This window comes from Gimesia fumaroli, from assembly GCF_007754425.1.
Classification (GTDB): domain Bacteria; phylum Planctomycetota; class Planctomycetia; order Planctomycetales; family Planctomycetaceae; genus Gimesia; species Gimesia fumaroli.
In genome coordinates this window covers 5347655-5363248 of record NZ_CP037452.1, presented here as the reverse complement: position 1 = coordinate 5363248, position 15594 = coordinate 5347655, and the positions used below count along the sequence as shown (strand labels likewise).

Below are 15594 nucleotides of genomic sequence, written 5' to 3'. Positions count from 1 at the left end.
CGAAAAGTCATATAGGATTTTTTTGTTAAATGAACAAAATTTCCAAGGATATCGTATTGGTTTCGCGACATTGTAGGAACAGGTAGAACATGCTTATTAGAGGGATCGTCGGGCTCATTCCGCAGGGGATATTTAAGGAAATAGAATCGGCTTAATGCTTGTGGGCTTTTTCCGAGATCTCGTTTGGTTTATTAAACTCAAATTCACACCACTCGATGAGCTCTTTAACAGTTGGATCCGACTCTTGCTCTGTTCTATCTGGGTACTTTTCTTTGCGCCAATTCTCAAATGAATGAAACATGGAAGAGGCAACGTGGGACCCCAGTGCGCGATAAGCTTCAAACTGGTCATCATCAAAAAATTGATCGGCTGTAGTCTCATGGGGAAAATCTTTGTGATGAATAGCATAGCTTTGAACGGCAGGGGGTTCATGCTTCAAATCGCTACGCTGGTGATGTGCCTCGTTCCGAGTGCCCTTGTAATAGTTATGGATCAATGATGACTTCAAAAAGATCAACCAACCTGTTGAGGCTTGTGCAGCATCACCTTTGCGATCTGGATCTTCAGGATAATTAATTTTGCCAATCAGGTAATGGGCTTTACCAGGATCGCCATCCTGGTCAGGACGTAATTTGGTGACATCAATCTCGACTTCCACGTTTTCATCAATATAGATCTGATTAATCACATTAATGAGCGAGCTGAAACTGTAGCCTGGGTCGCATTCGGCATCACTGGCGATGATTAATTGACAACGCCTTTGAAACAGAGGATAGAGGCCTATATTATCACCAGTGTGCCCTCCATCTGATAGATTAATAAAACGTTCCTGACTATTGGTATCACTCATGAGCTCAGCGCGAAGAAACCAAGGCCACCACGCACTCTTTTCAAGATATTCAGGTGGAAACAGGCGTAATTTATTTCTCCATTTTTCTTCAATCCATTTTTTTTTGGGTTTTTTCTCTGCAGGGTACTGGATGATTTCTTCGGACGTTGTTGCAGCACATTCCCCGTCATAAACTCGGGGATTCAGCAGCCAGTATCCGAGTCGGACATTAAACATTGTCAGAGCGAATGCCCGTACAAAAGATGTTTGAAACCCCATGTTACTTGAAGCGGCTGCTCCGGAAATCGTCATGGCCGTTGCCAGTTTCGTTGTTCCATTTCTGTAGATATCAGTAGGGACATATCCCGTCGAACTGGAGCCACAGTATTCGCGTGAAAAAATAAAGTGATCGGATTTGCGCGTTCGTCGTGCCAGGTCACGCGAACCTACTAGATTTAAAGCGCATAAAACAATGTGATAGGGAAAGGGATTATTTTTATGCTCTCCCGAACGATTTAGGTCCCGGATGGTCATGGTGCTATGTTCGCGTATCAATTTCAACTCACCCGCTTCGTGTCGTTCAGTCTGGAGATAGGTTTCTGTAAGTCGATCACGATAATAGTAATGAATACTGAGTCGATTTATATCGATAAGAAAACCAAAGATGAGTAACAGGATTGCGCTGATGACTGCGAGCAAAATTCCCTTTTCTGTCGAGGTAATGCCAGCAAAGTAAATGACCCATTCAATGCAGATCATGAAAGTACAAAATAGAAATAGCGGAACAGCAATTTGGAGAATCAATAGTGGAATTTTTGAAGCCAGAATTGCTATCGGACCACTATCTGATTTCGGAGTATTTCCTCGTAAAGCAAACAGCCGAGTAACTAAAAAAGAGAGCGTACTTAAGACAAGAAAAAACATACCAGGCGGAGTTTTAGAATTATAGAATCCCAACTCTTTCGGTCCTAGATGTTTTCCTAAAACCGCCCAGACGCAGAATGCGACAAATGCCATGAAAAGAAACACGAGTGTGGTATTAAAAGTGACGGCGATCGTTGCTCCTGATAATGAACGACGCTTGATTGTCCATAGAGTGCTGCGTTTACAGAGAAACAGAGTATAATAAAGCATCGTTCCTATCAAATTTCCCAAACTGAAGAAAACTGGGATGAGAAAATTAGAAAATGTAAAATATCGGGGGGCGACAGGCTCATTTTTCTCGATGAGAAATGCGATGAAAATTCCAGCAATAAGATAATATCCGACAAAAACGCTCGTCAAACAAGTTCTCTCAACGAGATCTTCCTCTGTTTCACCCAGGTTTCCTCCCGGATTTGTCCAGCGCGAATGAATAAATGGCATCAGATAAGCCAGGATAACCCCAGCCAGAACCCCAATAACCATTACAAGGTAATGATGATCATTACGTGCGAGTATCATGGTCCAGTTAGACCATTTAATACATACTAAATGATCAGGAGTTAGTGGCATTTCACCCACCCAGGAAATAAAAGCAATCGAAAGACCAACGGTGGTTAGAAGAGGCAGTGCTAACAGAATAAAAGTTGATAAGATGCCGACCAGAAATAATCCGACTGCACGCAAAACATCTTTGCGAAACAGGCCTTCACGCAAAATTAGAAAATCTCCATGTTTTCGTAAATGGTGCATTTGATCGGCACGTGACAACGGAAAGTTGTCTGAAAGATTAAAGTTGGAAAACGCCTTTTGATCTATGCTCACGTCATCCGCATCGGAAGGAGTGTCTGGTTGGGGGCATGACATCAGCGAAGAAAGGCAAGAGCCAATGTATCCACCACCGGAAACTGTAGTCATATAGTCTACCAGCCGCAGGGAATTCTGTTTCGCCAACTTTTGAAGTACACCAAGAGCAAATGTTGCCGAGCGGATTCCTCCCCCTGATAGGGCTAAGCCGACAGGAGGCTGTGAATCATTATTCAATTGGGCGGCATCTCTGCGTTTTTTAATGTAATCCTGCTCTACTATTCGTACTTTATCAGGTAAAGTCAGTCGACCTTGCGGTTTGTTCTTCATCATTATATGCCAGTTGATATTCTGTGGGATAGGTGTTGTGCTGTTTTGTATTCTTGCCATTGCGTATACGTGAATGCAAGTGCATATTCATTTTTTTCATTGCTTTAGAATCCCAGAGGTAGGCAGCTAAAAAAATGGAGACTGAGGATTTCGTTCACTTTGTCGAAAGATGCAAGCCGGATTGACCATTCCCTCGTTTCTTGATCCATGTGGAATGCGAGAGAATTAGTTATCTTGTATTCAGAAGAAGGGGCAGATTTATGAAATGAAAACTTTATACGGAAGGACAGTTTGTCTTTGTTTTGCGCCAGACTGAATCAGGGACACTTGTAGCTGAGGTGACCCGCAAAATGGGGATCTCCGAGCAGGTCTTCTACCGCAGGAAGAAGCAGTATGCGGGGATTGGTGTCGCTGAATTAAGACGACTGAAGCAACTTGTAGCCGATCTCAGCCTCGATAAGAAGGTGCAGCAGGATGTAATCCAGGGAAAGCTATGAGGTCTGTTCATCGTCGCGTACTGGTGAAGCGGCTCCAGGTCGGTTAGTGCCAAAGCTAACGCCGTTTGCAGGGCATTGAATTTTCCACGAGCTAGCCATCTCTACAAAAGTATTCGAGACGAGCGGACCGAAATATGAAACCGGCTACGTGATTTGACCAGTAACCGCGTGTATTACGGTTATCGGCGATTGCATATCCTGCTGTCGTGCGAAGGTTGGCACGTCAGTGGAATGCCCCCAAAAGTTGATCCAGGGTTATGAGAGTTCGGGTTAGGTAATTGACCAGGAGAGCGCCCGGACAACCTATGTTTATGATGCCGCCGGTCGAGTTACGCAGCGTCATTATCCCGACGGCACACGGATCACCTGGACCTATGACGCCGTCAGCAATCCGCTGGTGATTAACAGCAGTGAGGGCTCCTTCACTCGTACTTATGACGCCGTGGATCAGGTCCAGAGCGTGGCCTGGCCGACCGGCAAGATTGTCACCTGGGTCTATGATGCCATCGGCCAGCGTTCCACACGCGACATCTCTACCGGCACGGTGACGTACACCTACGATGCTCAGGGTAACCTGGCCTCATTAGTGAATGAACAGTCGGAACGGACCACGTTCAGCTATGATGCGGTCGGCCGCGCGACTCGCAAACAACTGGCAAACGGCACCCGCACCAGCATGGCCTATGACGCCGCCGGTCGGGAAACGCAGATCACGCACTTTACGTCAAGCAACACCCCCTTCTCCTCTTTTGCCGATACGTATAATGCCGCCGGCAATCGAATTCAGCGTGTGAATCTGGATGGGGACGTGACGACATGGACTTACGATTCTAGTTCACAGGTCCTTTCCGAACGTTATACCGATTCACTGGGCACGACGATTACCACGTTTGCCTATGATGCCGTCGGGAACCGGCTCGTTGAAAACAACGATTCCACGATCACCACCAGCGTCTACGATGCCGCCAATCGTCTGGAAACCTCGGAAGAGACGGCAGGCATCACCACCTACACCTATGATAAAAACGGCAATCAGACCTCGATCGAAGATCCGGTGAGCGATATTACGACTTATAGCTGGACCTACGAAAACCAGTTGGCGGAAATTGAAAGCCCTAACGGCGATCTGGTGACCTACACCTATGCCCCGGTCAACAAAAAGAGCGACGAACTCCGTCTCTCCAAAGAGACCGATCTGGAATTCACATCCTACATGTGGGACGACCAGAACATCATTCTGGAACAGGATGAGGTCAGCACCGTGGACGCCGAATACACGGTGATGCCGCAGGCGTACGGAAATCTGATCAGTCAGACCCGGGATGCGGAAAGCAGTTTTTATCACTTCGATCCCCTGGGCAGCACCCGTGAGTTAACCGATGCCTCAGAGACCGTCACAGACAGCTATCTCTACAGCGTCTTCGGCAAAGTCAAAAGCAGCACCGGCACCACCGTGAATCCCTATCAGTGGGTCGGTAAAGAAGGTTACTATCATGACACCGAAAGCGGACTCTACAATCTTCGCAACCGTTTCTATGGAGCTGGTGAAGGACGCTTTAAGTCCGAAGATCCGATTGGTTTTGATGCCGGGGATGTAAACCTCTATCGATATGTGGGTAACAATGCCGCAACGGATACTGATCCTAGTGGACTGCAGGGGCATATCGAAAAAAGGAACAAAAGGAAAAAAGGACTGGCTGCTTATTCTCAAGGATTCGATGCACTTGAATCTATTCAGTGCGAATGCTTTCGATCCTCTATGATAACATTGAATACAAAAACGGGAGAGACCTTCCAGGATGTAGAGTGGGTCAGAACCAGAGTGCCAAAAGGATGGACCAAAGAGGAAGCATGCAACACTGTTTGTAGTCACGACAATCGACACGGATGGACAGGGAGGTGGGAAAATGCTAACGCCCAAATAGACCCTGAAGTCGACAGAAGAGAAGCCAAGAAATGTGGCAACTTTAAAGAAGGTTTCCTATTAGGCGGAGCAAATATTACTGTTGCGTTTACATTTGGGTATTGTGGAACTGAATCGCAACAATATTATCGAGAAATGTGCCCCGGTGTCTCAGACAGAGTTCAAGCCATTAGCGTGGGGGCTGCCGGATTGGCTCGAGAAACAGTGATTACTATTACGGGCCTAAAAGCTGCGCAGTTTGCGGTACAAGGGAGTAATATTGCCAGAGCTACCTGCGTCGCCGTGAATTCCTATGACATCTATGGAGCCGGTGAAGCAGCGGTGGCGCTTTTACAATCCGAATCTCTGACAGATGCGCTAATTAATGCCGGATTCCTGTCGCTGAGTCTCATTGGAATTAACGGCACAGTCAGGGAAACAGCGCAATCCGTACAGGATTTGAAAAGAGCATTGAAAACAGGTACCTACAAACTGGAAGTAAAACTGAAAGGGTTCAAAACATCCGCTCCTGATGCGAACGATGTTACCAAATTGGATATAGACAAAAATGGCAAACTAACCGATGCAGACATGGAATTTCTGGGAGAACTTGATGGGCACAGAATCCATCAAGCCAAGGATGGCAGCTTGTGGGCCTGCTCGGATTGCCGTAAACTATCACCCGATGATGGAGCTGGATCCTGTAATTCGGGAGGGGGCAATGCAAGAAAAAGCCTGTCAGATGAACTTGATGACATAGAGCAGCAGTTAAAAGATACAACTCTTTCAGGTAAAAAGAAACGTGAGCTTCGTAAGCGAAGAAAAGAAATAAAGGAAAAATTAGGCGAATCTACGGATGGGGCTCCAAGGGCAATAGATGAAAACTTGGAAGGGCTTGATGATCCAATTTCTGATCATTTACAGGGAACAGGACAACTTGATGAATTTGATAGCGCTAATTGGAGCCCGTTTAGTGGTAATGACATTAGACGCAGAAATTTAACTCGACGTCAACTTCTAGAAGAGATAAATGCCCGCGAGGCTTCAGGAGACATTACAGAAGGAGAGGCCACTAGATTACGACGCTTACTTGCAAAATATTATGAAGGTCGCGACCTTGGGTAATAGGGAACTAAAAGGTAGATCAAATGGATGTTCAAATTGACTTTCGATATAGAACGTACGATTCGTCTCAATGGGTTACGTTACCGATTACAGCCGAAGAATACTTTGACACTAGTGACCGAAGAGATAAAGAAAGGCTTGATCTGTATTTTGTTGAGCAATATCTCGATGTGCGGAAATTTCTCTCTAAACCCTTTGATTCTATTCGCGGTATTACCATCAGGTTAAATGACCCTGAACTTGGATACGATCGCAAGCTGGAATATGCATACTGGAATCATGGAAAATGTGTCCTAATCCGAAGAGAAAGTACTGTTCCCAATGAAAAAAAAGAAGAAATAGTTGTGCAGATTGTTATTCCAGAACCTCATATATCTGCAACAGTTAAGTTTCAGCCTAAGGATGATGGTGTTTCGATCGATGAATATGTAGTCAATATAGATGGTAAAATGCATGAATATCTACCTGATAATGAACGAGGTGATCTTCAATAGAGAACAGAAAAGTGGGCAAGGTCAGAAATCGAGAGCCCCAGCGGCGACCTGGTGACCTACACCTATGCCCCGGTCAACAAAAAGAGCGACGAACTCCGCCTCTCTAAAGAAACGGACCTGGAATTCACATCCTACATGTGGGACGACCAGAACATCATCCTGGAACAGGACGATGTGGGCACCGTGGACGCCGAATACACGGTCATGCCGCAGGCGTACGGGAATCTGATCAGCCAGACGCGGGATTCGGAGAGCAGCTTCTATCACTTCGATCAATTAGGCAGCACCCGCGAATTGACCGATGAATCCGAAACGGTCACCGACAACTATCTCTACAGCACGTTCGGCGAAGTCAAAAGCAGCATCGGCACCACCGAAAACCCCTACCAGTGGGTAGGCGAACAAGGCTACTACCGCGACCCGGAAAGCGGTCTCTACAGTCTTCGTAACCGCTTCTATGGTCCCAACGAAGGCCGTTTCAAATCAGAAGACCCGATCGGCTTCGACGCCGGTGACAGTAACCTTTATCGTTACGTTGGTAATAATGCCGCGACTGACACTGATCCGAGTGGAAATGAAATTGTCAAATACGGTGGAGGAAGAAAACCAGGTCCTGCTTCTCCAGGGATTGGGGGCAGGAACCCGTTGGACGAAGATTTCAGGAGACGTCCTCGTCGTAACCGCACCCCAAAAGGGTTTTGGCAATTGGGTAAAGCGGCCTTTACAGTCTTCGCAACCGCTTCTACGGTCCCAACGAAGGCCGGTTTAAATCGGAAGACCCGATCGGCTTTGATGCCGGCGACAGGAATCTTTATCGCTACGTTGGTAACAACCCTGCCACCAGTATCGACCCATCGGGGTTGAAAAAAGCAATCTGGGTACCGTATGGGGGTGTATGGGGTTATGTACCTTTTTGTAATGGTACAATTAATTGGGTATTAGATAATGCAGAAATTGAAAAACTAAAAATCTTGGCTAAGGTAATTGTTGATGCCCGATTTCTTATCACTTTTCTTGCTAAAAGCAAGGATACTTTGATTTGTTTAGGAATAAGTGAAAAGGATATTGAATTACAAATCTCAAAAGCACAAGATTTAGAAGAGTTTGCAATGGCATATGGTAGGGCAATCCTAGAATACATTCCGCAAGGTTATTCTAATCCGGGTACAGTGAGAACTTTCGATTTTGCTGAATATGAAGGGAGGAAGCCTTGGATCAAAAAACTGCTCCAAGTTGGCTTAGAGGGATTCGTAATAGGCTTAGATGTTGGCTTGGCGGAAGGTGTAAACATGATGCCATTTGGGCTGCGCACAGCTATGAAAGCACGAAGGCTGAATACTCCTCTTGGTGCGTTTCATAAGGCAGCTGATGTAATTCGAAAATTCGCAGGAAAGTATGGTGATGATATTTTCTGTCAGGGTGGGAGAGCAAAAGGAAGACTATCTGATTTTGATTTTGCAGTTCGAGTTTCACCTAAAGAGTTTGAAGAAATCGTCCGTAAGAGGTTTGGAAATCCTAATCCGGGGAGCGCAAAGTTTAAAACAATGCAAATGGCACTTAAAAGGGGCAGGATTCATGCAGGTGAAGCTGGATTCAAAAGTCTTAAAAAAGAATTAGTTAAAATCTTGGGCGATTATGTTGATCCAAAAATACTTAAGAAAGTAGATATCTCAATCGTCCGTCGTGGAGGTTTATTTGATAGAGGCCCACGTGTACCAATTCTTCCATAAAAGAAAGATTGACTACTATGAATTCTCTTTACTGCACTGCATTCGTTAGGACAAATTTAAATTATTGTGATTTCATTCATGTTGTTGAATCAATTCTTGATACTAAAAGCGAGAACGCTAATATTGAAACTGACGACCTTGATATTTTTGTAGATAAAAATGATGATTATGACCCAGCAAAAATTGATTTGACAGATGGATTTCTTTTTTATCCATATAGAATGGAAATCGATTCTATTAAAGGCTCAAGGGAATATAAGGAATCACTTTTAAAATTTATCCGTAACTTACGTAAAAAAGGTTATGATGTGGTTCCTGCTTGTGATTATGAAGACTATTTAAACTCACCAGAGTAATAAAGACAACGGATATAAGTTTACTTGAGTTATGCCTAAAATAGAAATCAATCCAATATTTTCAATAAAAGTTGGACGTTGGATTTAGTTTTCCTCCGGTCGGGAAATTGCCAGAATCAATCCGCTGCTGGATCGTTTAACCATGGTCTTTGACGCGGCGGGACAAAATACCGTCCGCATTGTGGAGTGCCCCCAAAAGTTGATCCAGGGTTATGAGAGTTCGGGTTAGGTAATTAAATCAGCAGTGTGACGCTGGAGTGGAGGGAGAGATGGAGCCGGAGGCGGAATCTCTCCCGGAACAGAAGCGGCACACTGCAACGCAAATTCGGCGGGGGGCTGACCGCCCAGGGAACTGTGTGGACGACGTTGGTTGTACATGCTTCGCCACTCGTCGATCACAGTCATCGCTTCAGAAATCGTCGTGAACTCTTCGCACGCTAAACATTCATCTCGAAACCGACTGTTCTGCTCTATGTCGAAGAAGGCCTGCAAATGCGTCGAAAACGCTCCAATGGAATCGGAGCTGTAAAGCTGTAAACACGGCTGCCAGCCTGTCGCACCAATTAGAGTTGGAGCATGGACGTCATGACCGATCAGTTGTTTAATGGGCAGCGGTTCCGGCTGCTGACGTTAGTCGATAACTTTTAGTCGTGAGTGTCTGGATATTCGAGTCGGTACGCGGCTGTCCTTAACCGATTCGTGTGGATAACGGTCCTGAGTTCATTTCGAAGAGCCTGGACTGGTGGGCTTACTTCAACAAGGTAACTCTGGATTGCAGTCGGCTTGGAAAACCGACGGATAATGCATATATTGAATCGTTCAACGGACGGGTTCGCTAGGAATGTTTAAACCAGCATTGGTTTTTAAGCCTGGCAGATGCTCAGGAACAAATCGACCAGTGGCGGCTGGACTACAACGAAAACCGCCCACATAGCTCACTGGGAAATCAGACCCCGGTGGAGTTTGCGAAAAAATCATGCCCGGCGCGCCGGGCATGATTACCTTGAATTTCTAACATTCCAACTGGATTAAGGTTGGGGGCAAGGTCAGTGGTGCTAGGGTTTTATTTTTGATCGGACAGAAACCGGGGGGCTTTTAAGGGATAAAACGAATTTGAAACCGCTCCTATAATTATCACATACCGACAATTCACCCATGAGCCGAATTTACACTCGAGTTGCTATCAGCACGCCGCCCTTTATTCCTGCTGCCTGTTCATCACTTATGAGATCAACACCTTGCCAATTTGAAATGTGGATGATATCTCCTAGTGGTTCAAAGAGCTTCTTGTAATCACTTAATCGATTATGATGAACCTCACTCGAAGGTCTATTGCCAGAGAAATCAGATTTGATTTGCAGGATGAATAGACCCCCCGGCTTTAAGAATCGAAAAAACTTTGCCGTCTCTTCACGCGGGTCCACTCCCAGTTTCATTTCTCGATCGAGTTCGTAATGGTACCAACTCATACCTCGCACGAAAATTACATCGAAATACTCTTTGTCAAAATATAGCGATAGATCAGAGGCACTTACAGCAATAAATTGAGCCTTAGAGTTCCGTTGTTTTGCTGCTTCGATTCCGACACGAGAGATATCAACCCCCCATACACTAAGACCATGAGAAGACAACAACGACGAATGAAGACCCATTCCGCATCCTATTTCTAATAGCTTGTTGCCGGCTTGCATATCGAAACGGTCTATTAAGTGTGTTTTCAGCCACGCATTCTCCTTTTCTTCATTGTAAATGAATCCCCCCTTTGAGTACTTGGCATCATAAAAGTCTGTTTTTCGGCAATCCACCATTTTATTTCCCCTTGATTTGAGTCAACTCCTTATCATTCCGATGCTTTGACAGCCCACCGATGGAGTGGTCTGAGCCCAGCTTCTGTCTTGCGATGCTCTCTGCAGTCATTTTTTTGATTTCTTCACGCAGATTTGAGCCGTGTCCGCTATTGACCTGATCATTAGAAAGTGAAGGATTGTGTAACCGCCGGAGTGCAATTACATCCTGCATTGCTGCAGCTTTAAATCCAGCCTGAATACAACGTTCGTAAAATTCACTGTCAGCACCAGCAATCCAAGGGGCCATGCCGTTGCAGGCTTCGTAGACGGACTTTTTCATGACTGCTGTAGAATTAACTACAGATCCTGATGGTGATGCAGCATAGTAAATTCCAGAGTGATGGTATGGCTTTTTTGAGAGTGCCTGCCACATTCGCTTGCTACTATCATCGTACGTCACAAACTGCTCCATAGAACCTCCAACGATATCATATCCCTGCTCAATCAACTGAATGCTTTTATAAAGTCGCATTGGTAAGGAGAGGTCATCAGAATCCTGATTAGCAATGATGTCATGTTCAAGATAATCAAATAATCGATTATATGTTATATAAGGTCCGACTGGTTGATCTGTATTTTTATACCAGCGCACATTGCTCAACCGTGAATACTTTGCGCCTATTGGGTCTTCATTCACACCGTCATTGATCAAGTGAATGGTGGTAATAACAAAATTCTGGTTCAGAACTGATTTGATAGAGTCCTCAAGGTAACGATAATTAGGCTGACTGTAGGGCAAAATAACATCACAGGAATATGTTTTCTGTTTTGTTTGAGGTTTAACGGGGGAAAAAACTTTAGGGATGGATCTACCTATCCTCTCATTTTGGTTATTTGAAGGGTTTGTTTCAGTGGGACTTACTTTATCTTGAATAAGTGTTGGGGCTTTGAGGGGAGTAAAACCATTTCGTGATTTTGGGGGTCGCATATTCGATTCAAATGATAGCTGCTCAGAAACATTTGTTGTCCTTGCCGAATTAAGCTTCAAGTTAAATTGGTCTCGAAAATCCTTGGCTTGTCGGTTTCCACTGGCATTTGCTCTAGGATAAATTGTTGAAGAATCGCCAATATGTTGAGCCAAACTTGGAGAGTGAACAAAATAAGAAAGTTGGTTACGTTCACACCAATATCCGACTACAGAATCAATATGGTGCAAGCCTTCTGCTGGGCCAAAATCTCGATGGTTTAATACCATTGAATCACTTAAAATAGCTCGAGCCGCAGGGTTCGAAAAAATATATGCAAGGGCGCCCCAGCTTTTCCATCCCCGATCTTCACGGATGAACCCCGGTTTTTCTGTTTGGGGATAATGGCTTGGACAATATATTGAAACAACTCCAACTTGTTTTGCAGGCCATAATGAATGCTCCAGATAATCACGAATGTCAGAAGTAAACAATACATCGTCCTGACATAGTAGAAATGCTTCTGCTCGTGGATTGCGTAAAACCAGTTCGGTTAAAGCCAGATACCAGTTGGGAAATGCACCTAGAGTTTCATCTCTTCTTGACACAGGTAGTCGGTTAAATTCAAAAGGGATTTCTACACCTGGTTCTGCGAATAGTCGAGGAGAATCCCAGCCCGCAGCTTTGAGACTGTCTAGGGTTTGAAGTAGTGTGCTTTTCTTACGTGGTGCTGTTGTAATACCGACAGCCCAGTGCTTGACATTGCGAACTCTGGAATTATCCATTCGAGAGCACTTCCTAAAATTAATATTTATAGTGAGAGGTCAATCTGCCCACGAAGTGAACACAGGAAGGACATTTTACAGGTTTGTTACTAACTATTAGACATGGTTAAGTTCGATTCCAGTTGATTCTTCAGAAGTAATAAACTCAATCGAAAGTGAATCAGAGATATCATCTGTTAAATACTCAACTGAGTTTACTTTGATTACCGAAGCTTCCTGGTAATCGTCAGGATCATTCTGGGCTTTCTCCTGAATCTTTGATTCGACTATGTCTGAAACGAGACGGCTTATAATGCGGCCTCCTTCGCGCCCATTCGAAGTTTCGTTCAAATCGTGTCCTTTTTTTCCAATCAATCTAGCAACATCAGGATGACACTCAATCGTTTTCTGGCGCTTAATACTCCACTGTTTACTCATATGATTGAGTCGACGTTCGGCAATTCCAATCATAGATTCTTCATCTAGAGAATTGAAAACCATGATTCTCTTGATTCGGGAAAGAAATTGAGCCGGAAAAACAGGTTGGCTCGATCGCTCATGTCTTACTTTTGACAAAATCTGTTTGACGCGCTCTGCAATTTCCTCAGCAGGTGTTCCATTTTTAGACATTTGAGATATTTGTTTGTCACCTGCATTGGTGGTCAGAATGAAAATCGCCCGATCTGCATACGCCTTTTGTCCGCGTTGGTCAACAATCCATCCTTCATCAAACAGATTCAAAAAAGGTTTCCAGATATTAGGGTGGCATTTTTCAGCTTCGTCCAACAAAAACACGGAATAGGGATCCGAGTTCAATTCGTTAACAAGACGTCCGCCTTCTTCATGACCGACATAACCTGGTGGGACTCCCATGATGCCGGAAACACTGTGTGGCTCGGTATAATTTCCCATGGCATAAACCTGGACACGACGAGAAGTCGAATAGAGTTCGGCAATGCGTTTGGCCAGTTCGGTCTTTCCGACGCCTGTCATACCAGCAAATAACATGACAGACGCTGGTTTGCCTGGTTCGTTTAAGCCGGATTTAATCAAACTCAGTTCGTTAGCTACCAGACGAACGGATTCATCCTGACCCACGACTGCATCCAATAAAGGGTCTTCAAATCCAGTCGTCTGAGATTCTCCTGAAATGGTTTCTGCTGGAATCCCCGTTTTTTCTGATATGGCTGCAACGATATCGGAGAAATGGATTTCATTCCGTTCCATGTTGTGCTGTGTGCGATCGAAGTCGATATTGGCACAAATCTGTTGAAGTAAATTGACCGATTTTGCAGGATGGCATTCATTGAGAATGAAAGTTGATGTGAGTGCAACAGCGCGTTCCGCAACGCTTTCATCAATTGAAATCTGATATATATTTTGAAGCATCTCAGCGTGTCGCCCGGCAATTGTATTTGCAGTTCCCTCAGAGGGCTCGTCCAGTTCAACACGGGTGAAATAATCGAGCATTTGGGCATCACTGCTGACGAGGTCGTTGAACTCCCAGCTAGACATCACGCCAATCACGCGCAAATTCGCCCGACTGATCATGGACCGCAAGAGAGGTTTATTAGAACCACCCTGGCTGCGTCTTAAAAGCGATCCAATTCCATCCAGGCAGAGTACAATTCCCTGCATCTTGGCAATGCTTGCAAAAATTGATTCCAGGCAGGCACGGCTATCTTCAGGACCAACATTATGACAATCCAGCCAGAGAAATCGTTCGTTACTCAAGAAGGGACTCTTGCCCTGGGTATTTTTCAAGGCAAGGGAGCGAATTAACGTGGTCTTGCCGACTCCTTTATTTCCCGTAATCAGGACATGTTTTCCAGGCAAATAAAGCGAACGCAGAATTTTATCAACCGCAAATCGCATTCGGTCATCATCAACAATGCCATGCTCTAAAGGACTAAGATTGCTGTTAGCCCAACTTGTTAAATCAACAACTGGCAGTAATCCAGCAAGGTGCTGCAAGATGTCATTGGTTTGATCGACATTAGAATTTTGAACAAATGAATGTTCCATGTTGAGGGGTAACCTTCAGTAATTAAACAATATAAAATACTCAAACAGGCTAACTTGAATGTACGCTGGTGCAAGTAATTATGTTCAGACAGGATGGGCGTAAATACTTGTCTTTAATAGAGCTTAAGATGATGTCAATATTTATTTTACGAAAATGTTCAATATGCCAGAGTGGTTGAAGTATATACAAGAGGTCAGATCGCTTCAAGAAAAAACTACACGCTTTTACCTCCTTGAACTCCATTTATGTTTAGTAGGAAGTTGGGATGAGATTTGTGTACATCTTGGATTACTTACCGAGTAGATGTTTTGAGAGAACAGGCTACGCTCTGCACCTGATTCACACGCTGGGTCCGATTGCCGGCGGCATTGTACGTATCGGCAAAAGAGGAGAAGGGGGTGTTGCTTGAAGTGAAGTGTGTGATCTGCGTTTCCCGACCAGCGGCGTCATAGGCCATGCTGGTGAGACTAGAGCATCATAAACCGGGGTTAAATATCCTGTCGAAGATTGGATCTGGCGATTTGCTGACCAGCCATCTCTTTCTTTCAGATCTCCAATTAACTTCCGAATTTCACTCGCTCCGCTTGATTAGCTTTTTACCTAATTCTACTGCATTAAATGGCTGGCTTGTATCAAAATTCCTCAATGCTTCTAAGAACTCATCTGGTGGTAGGTATGAGTGTTCTTCTATATAATGAAGTATCATATCCGGTGATGTGAATACGATTTTTTGCTCTCGTGAAGGAATCCTGAGTTCTGTGCAACCTAGATGACGCATTCCGCCAATCTTGCACCTGATCTTTGGATACGCTTTACACAAATTACAGGGGTGTTGTCCTCTAATTCGAGCAACATGGACATTGATCCCCTTTGGTATGCAGCAGATCAAGTCTCGTAATTTCTTAACCAGTGCGTTGTCTATAGGCCCAACTGGGAACGAGTGATTACTATCCAGCCAGCCGATAGTAAGAAGTTTTTCAAATTCACAGTCATCGGCGAACTCGTACCAATATTTGTTGTCGGTGCCCCGCCTTAAAGGGGAAAGATCCTCAGAATACAT

The 15594-nt window shown here is 44.7% G+C and carries 10 protein-coding genes and 3 pseudogenes; 7 read left to right on the top strand and 6 right to left on the bottom strand.

The window, feature by feature from the left end; all coding sequences use genetic code 11:
• Positions 1 to 151: 151 nt before the first annotated feature.
• Complete coding sequence (locus Enr17x_RS29700; RefSeq protein WP_198000703.1) at positions 152 to 2947, bottom strand: patatin-like phospholipase family protein; 2796 nt, start codon at positions 2945 to 2947, stop codon at positions 152 to 154.
• Between the two features lie 227 nt (positions 2948 to 3174).
• Between Enr17x_RS29700 and Enr17x_RS20395 the strand changes: the two are divergent.
• The 6 genes and pseudogenes from Enr17x_RS20395 to Enr17x_RS20370 form a co-directional block, all read left to right on the top strand.
• Positions 3175 to 3384 (top strand): annotated as a pseudogene (locus Enr17x_RS20395) (transposase); the annotation flags it as partial.
• Between the two features lie 397 nt (positions 3385 to 3781).
• Entirely contained in the window at positions 3782 to 6412 is a 2631-nt protein-coding gene (locus Enr17x_RS20390) for an RHS repeat domain-containing protein (RefSeq protein WP_145311549.1), read from the top strand.
• A 23-nt stretch (positions 6413 to 6435) separates the two neighbouring features.
• Entirely contained in the window at positions 6436 to 6906 is a 471-nt protein-coding gene (locus Enr17x_RS20385) for a hypothetical protein (RefSeq protein WP_145311548.1), read from the top strand.
• 135 nt (positions 6907 to 7041) lie between these two features.
• Positions 7042 to 7467, top strand: a pseudogene (locus Enr17x_RS30405) (RHS repeat-associated core domain-containing protein); the annotation flags it as partial.
• A 299-nt stretch (positions 7468 to 7766) separates the two neighbouring features.
• Positions 7767 to 8636 carry a hypothetical protein gene (locus Enr17x_RS20375; protein ID WP_145311546.1) on the top strand — a complete coding sequence of 290 codons (870 nt, stop codon included), beginning with the start codon at positions 7767 to 7769 and terminating at the stop codon, positions 8634 to 8636.
• A 17-nt stretch (positions 8637 to 8653) separates the two neighbouring features.
• Positions 8654 to 8992, top strand: a complete 339-nt coding sequence (locus Enr17x_RS20370; protein WP_145311545.1) for a hypothetical protein — start codon at positions 8654 to 8656, stop codon at positions 8990 to 8992.
• Positions 8993 to 9217: 225 nt separating this feature from the next.
• On the opposite strand, the gene Enr17x_RS30265 is transcribed toward Enr17x_RS20370, so the two are convergent.
• A complete protein-coding gene (locus Enr17x_RS30265; RefSeq protein WP_198000702.1) occupies positions 9218 to 9484 on the bottom strand; it encodes an integrase core domain-containing protein in 267 nt (88 codons plus the stop codon).
• A 78-nt stretch (positions 9485 to 9562) separates the two neighbouring features.
• On the opposite strand from Enr17x_RS30265, the pseudogene Enr17x_RS30110 reads away from it, so the two are divergent.
• Positions 9563 to 9990, top strand: a pseudogene (locus Enr17x_RS30110) (integrase core domain-containing protein); the annotation flags it as partial.
• A gap of 168 nt (positions 9991 to 10158) precedes the next feature.
• Here the strand turns inward: Enr17x_RS30110 and Enr17x_RS20350 are convergent.
• The 4 genes from Enr17x_RS20350 to Enr17x_RS20335 all read right to left on the bottom strand — a co-directional run bounded on the left by Enr17x_RS20350 (position 10159) and on the right by Enr17x_RS20335 (position 15594).
• A complete protein-coding gene (locus Enr17x_RS20350) occupies positions 10159 to 10800 on the bottom strand; it encodes a class I SAM-dependent methyltransferase (RefSeq protein ID WP_145311543.1) in 642 nt (213 codons plus the stop codon).
• 1 nt (position 10801) lies between these two features.
• Entirely contained in the window at positions 10802 to 12529 is a 1728-nt protein-coding gene (locus Enr17x_RS20345; protein ID WP_145311542.1) for a glycosyltransferase, read from the bottom strand.
• 96 nt (positions 12530 to 12625) lie between these two features.
• Positions 12626 to 14533, bottom strand: a complete 1908-nt coding sequence (locus Enr17x_RS20340; RefSeq protein ID WP_145311541.1) for an AAA family ATPase — start codon at positions 14531 to 14533, stop codon at positions 12626 to 12628.
• A gap of 572 nt (positions 14534 to 15105) precedes the next feature.
• Entirely contained in the window at positions 15106 to 15594 is a 489-nt protein-coding gene (locus tag Enr17x_RS20335; protein ID WP_145311540.1) for a DUF7919 family protein, read from the bottom strand.

What these genes read in the sequence shown, in the direction of transcription:
- Enr17x_RS29700 (WP_198000703.1), bottom strand. Translation starts at nt 2,947, where the DNA reads ATGGCAAGAATACAAAACAGCACAACACCTATCCCACAGAATATCAAC.
- Enr17x_RS20385 (WP_145311548.1), top strand. Translation starts at nt 6,436, where the DNA reads ATGGATGTTCAAATTGACTTTCGATATAGAACGTACGATTCGTCTCAA.
- Enr17x_RS20370 (WP_145311545.1), top strand. Translation starts at nt 8,654, where the DNA reads ATGAATTCTCTTTACTGCACTGCATTCGTTAGGACAAATTTAAATTAT.
- Enr17x_RS20350 (WP_145311543.1), bottom strand. Translation starts at nt 10,800, where the DNA reads ATGGTGGATTGCCGAAAAACAGACTTTTATGATGCCAAGTACTCAAAG.
- Enr17x_RS20345 (WP_145311542.1), bottom strand. Translation starts at nt 12,529, where the DNA reads ATGGATAATTCCAGAGTTCGCAATGTCAAGCACTGGGCTGTCGGTATT.
- Enr17x_RS20340 (WP_145311541.1), bottom strand. Translation starts at nt 14,533, where the DNA reads ATGGAACATTCATTTGTTCAAAATTCTAATGTCGATCAAACCAATGAC.
- Enr17x_RS20335 (WP_145311540.1), bottom strand. Translation starts at nt 15,594, where the DNA reads ATGTATTCTGAGGATCTTTCCCCTTTAAGGCGGGGCACCGACAACAAA.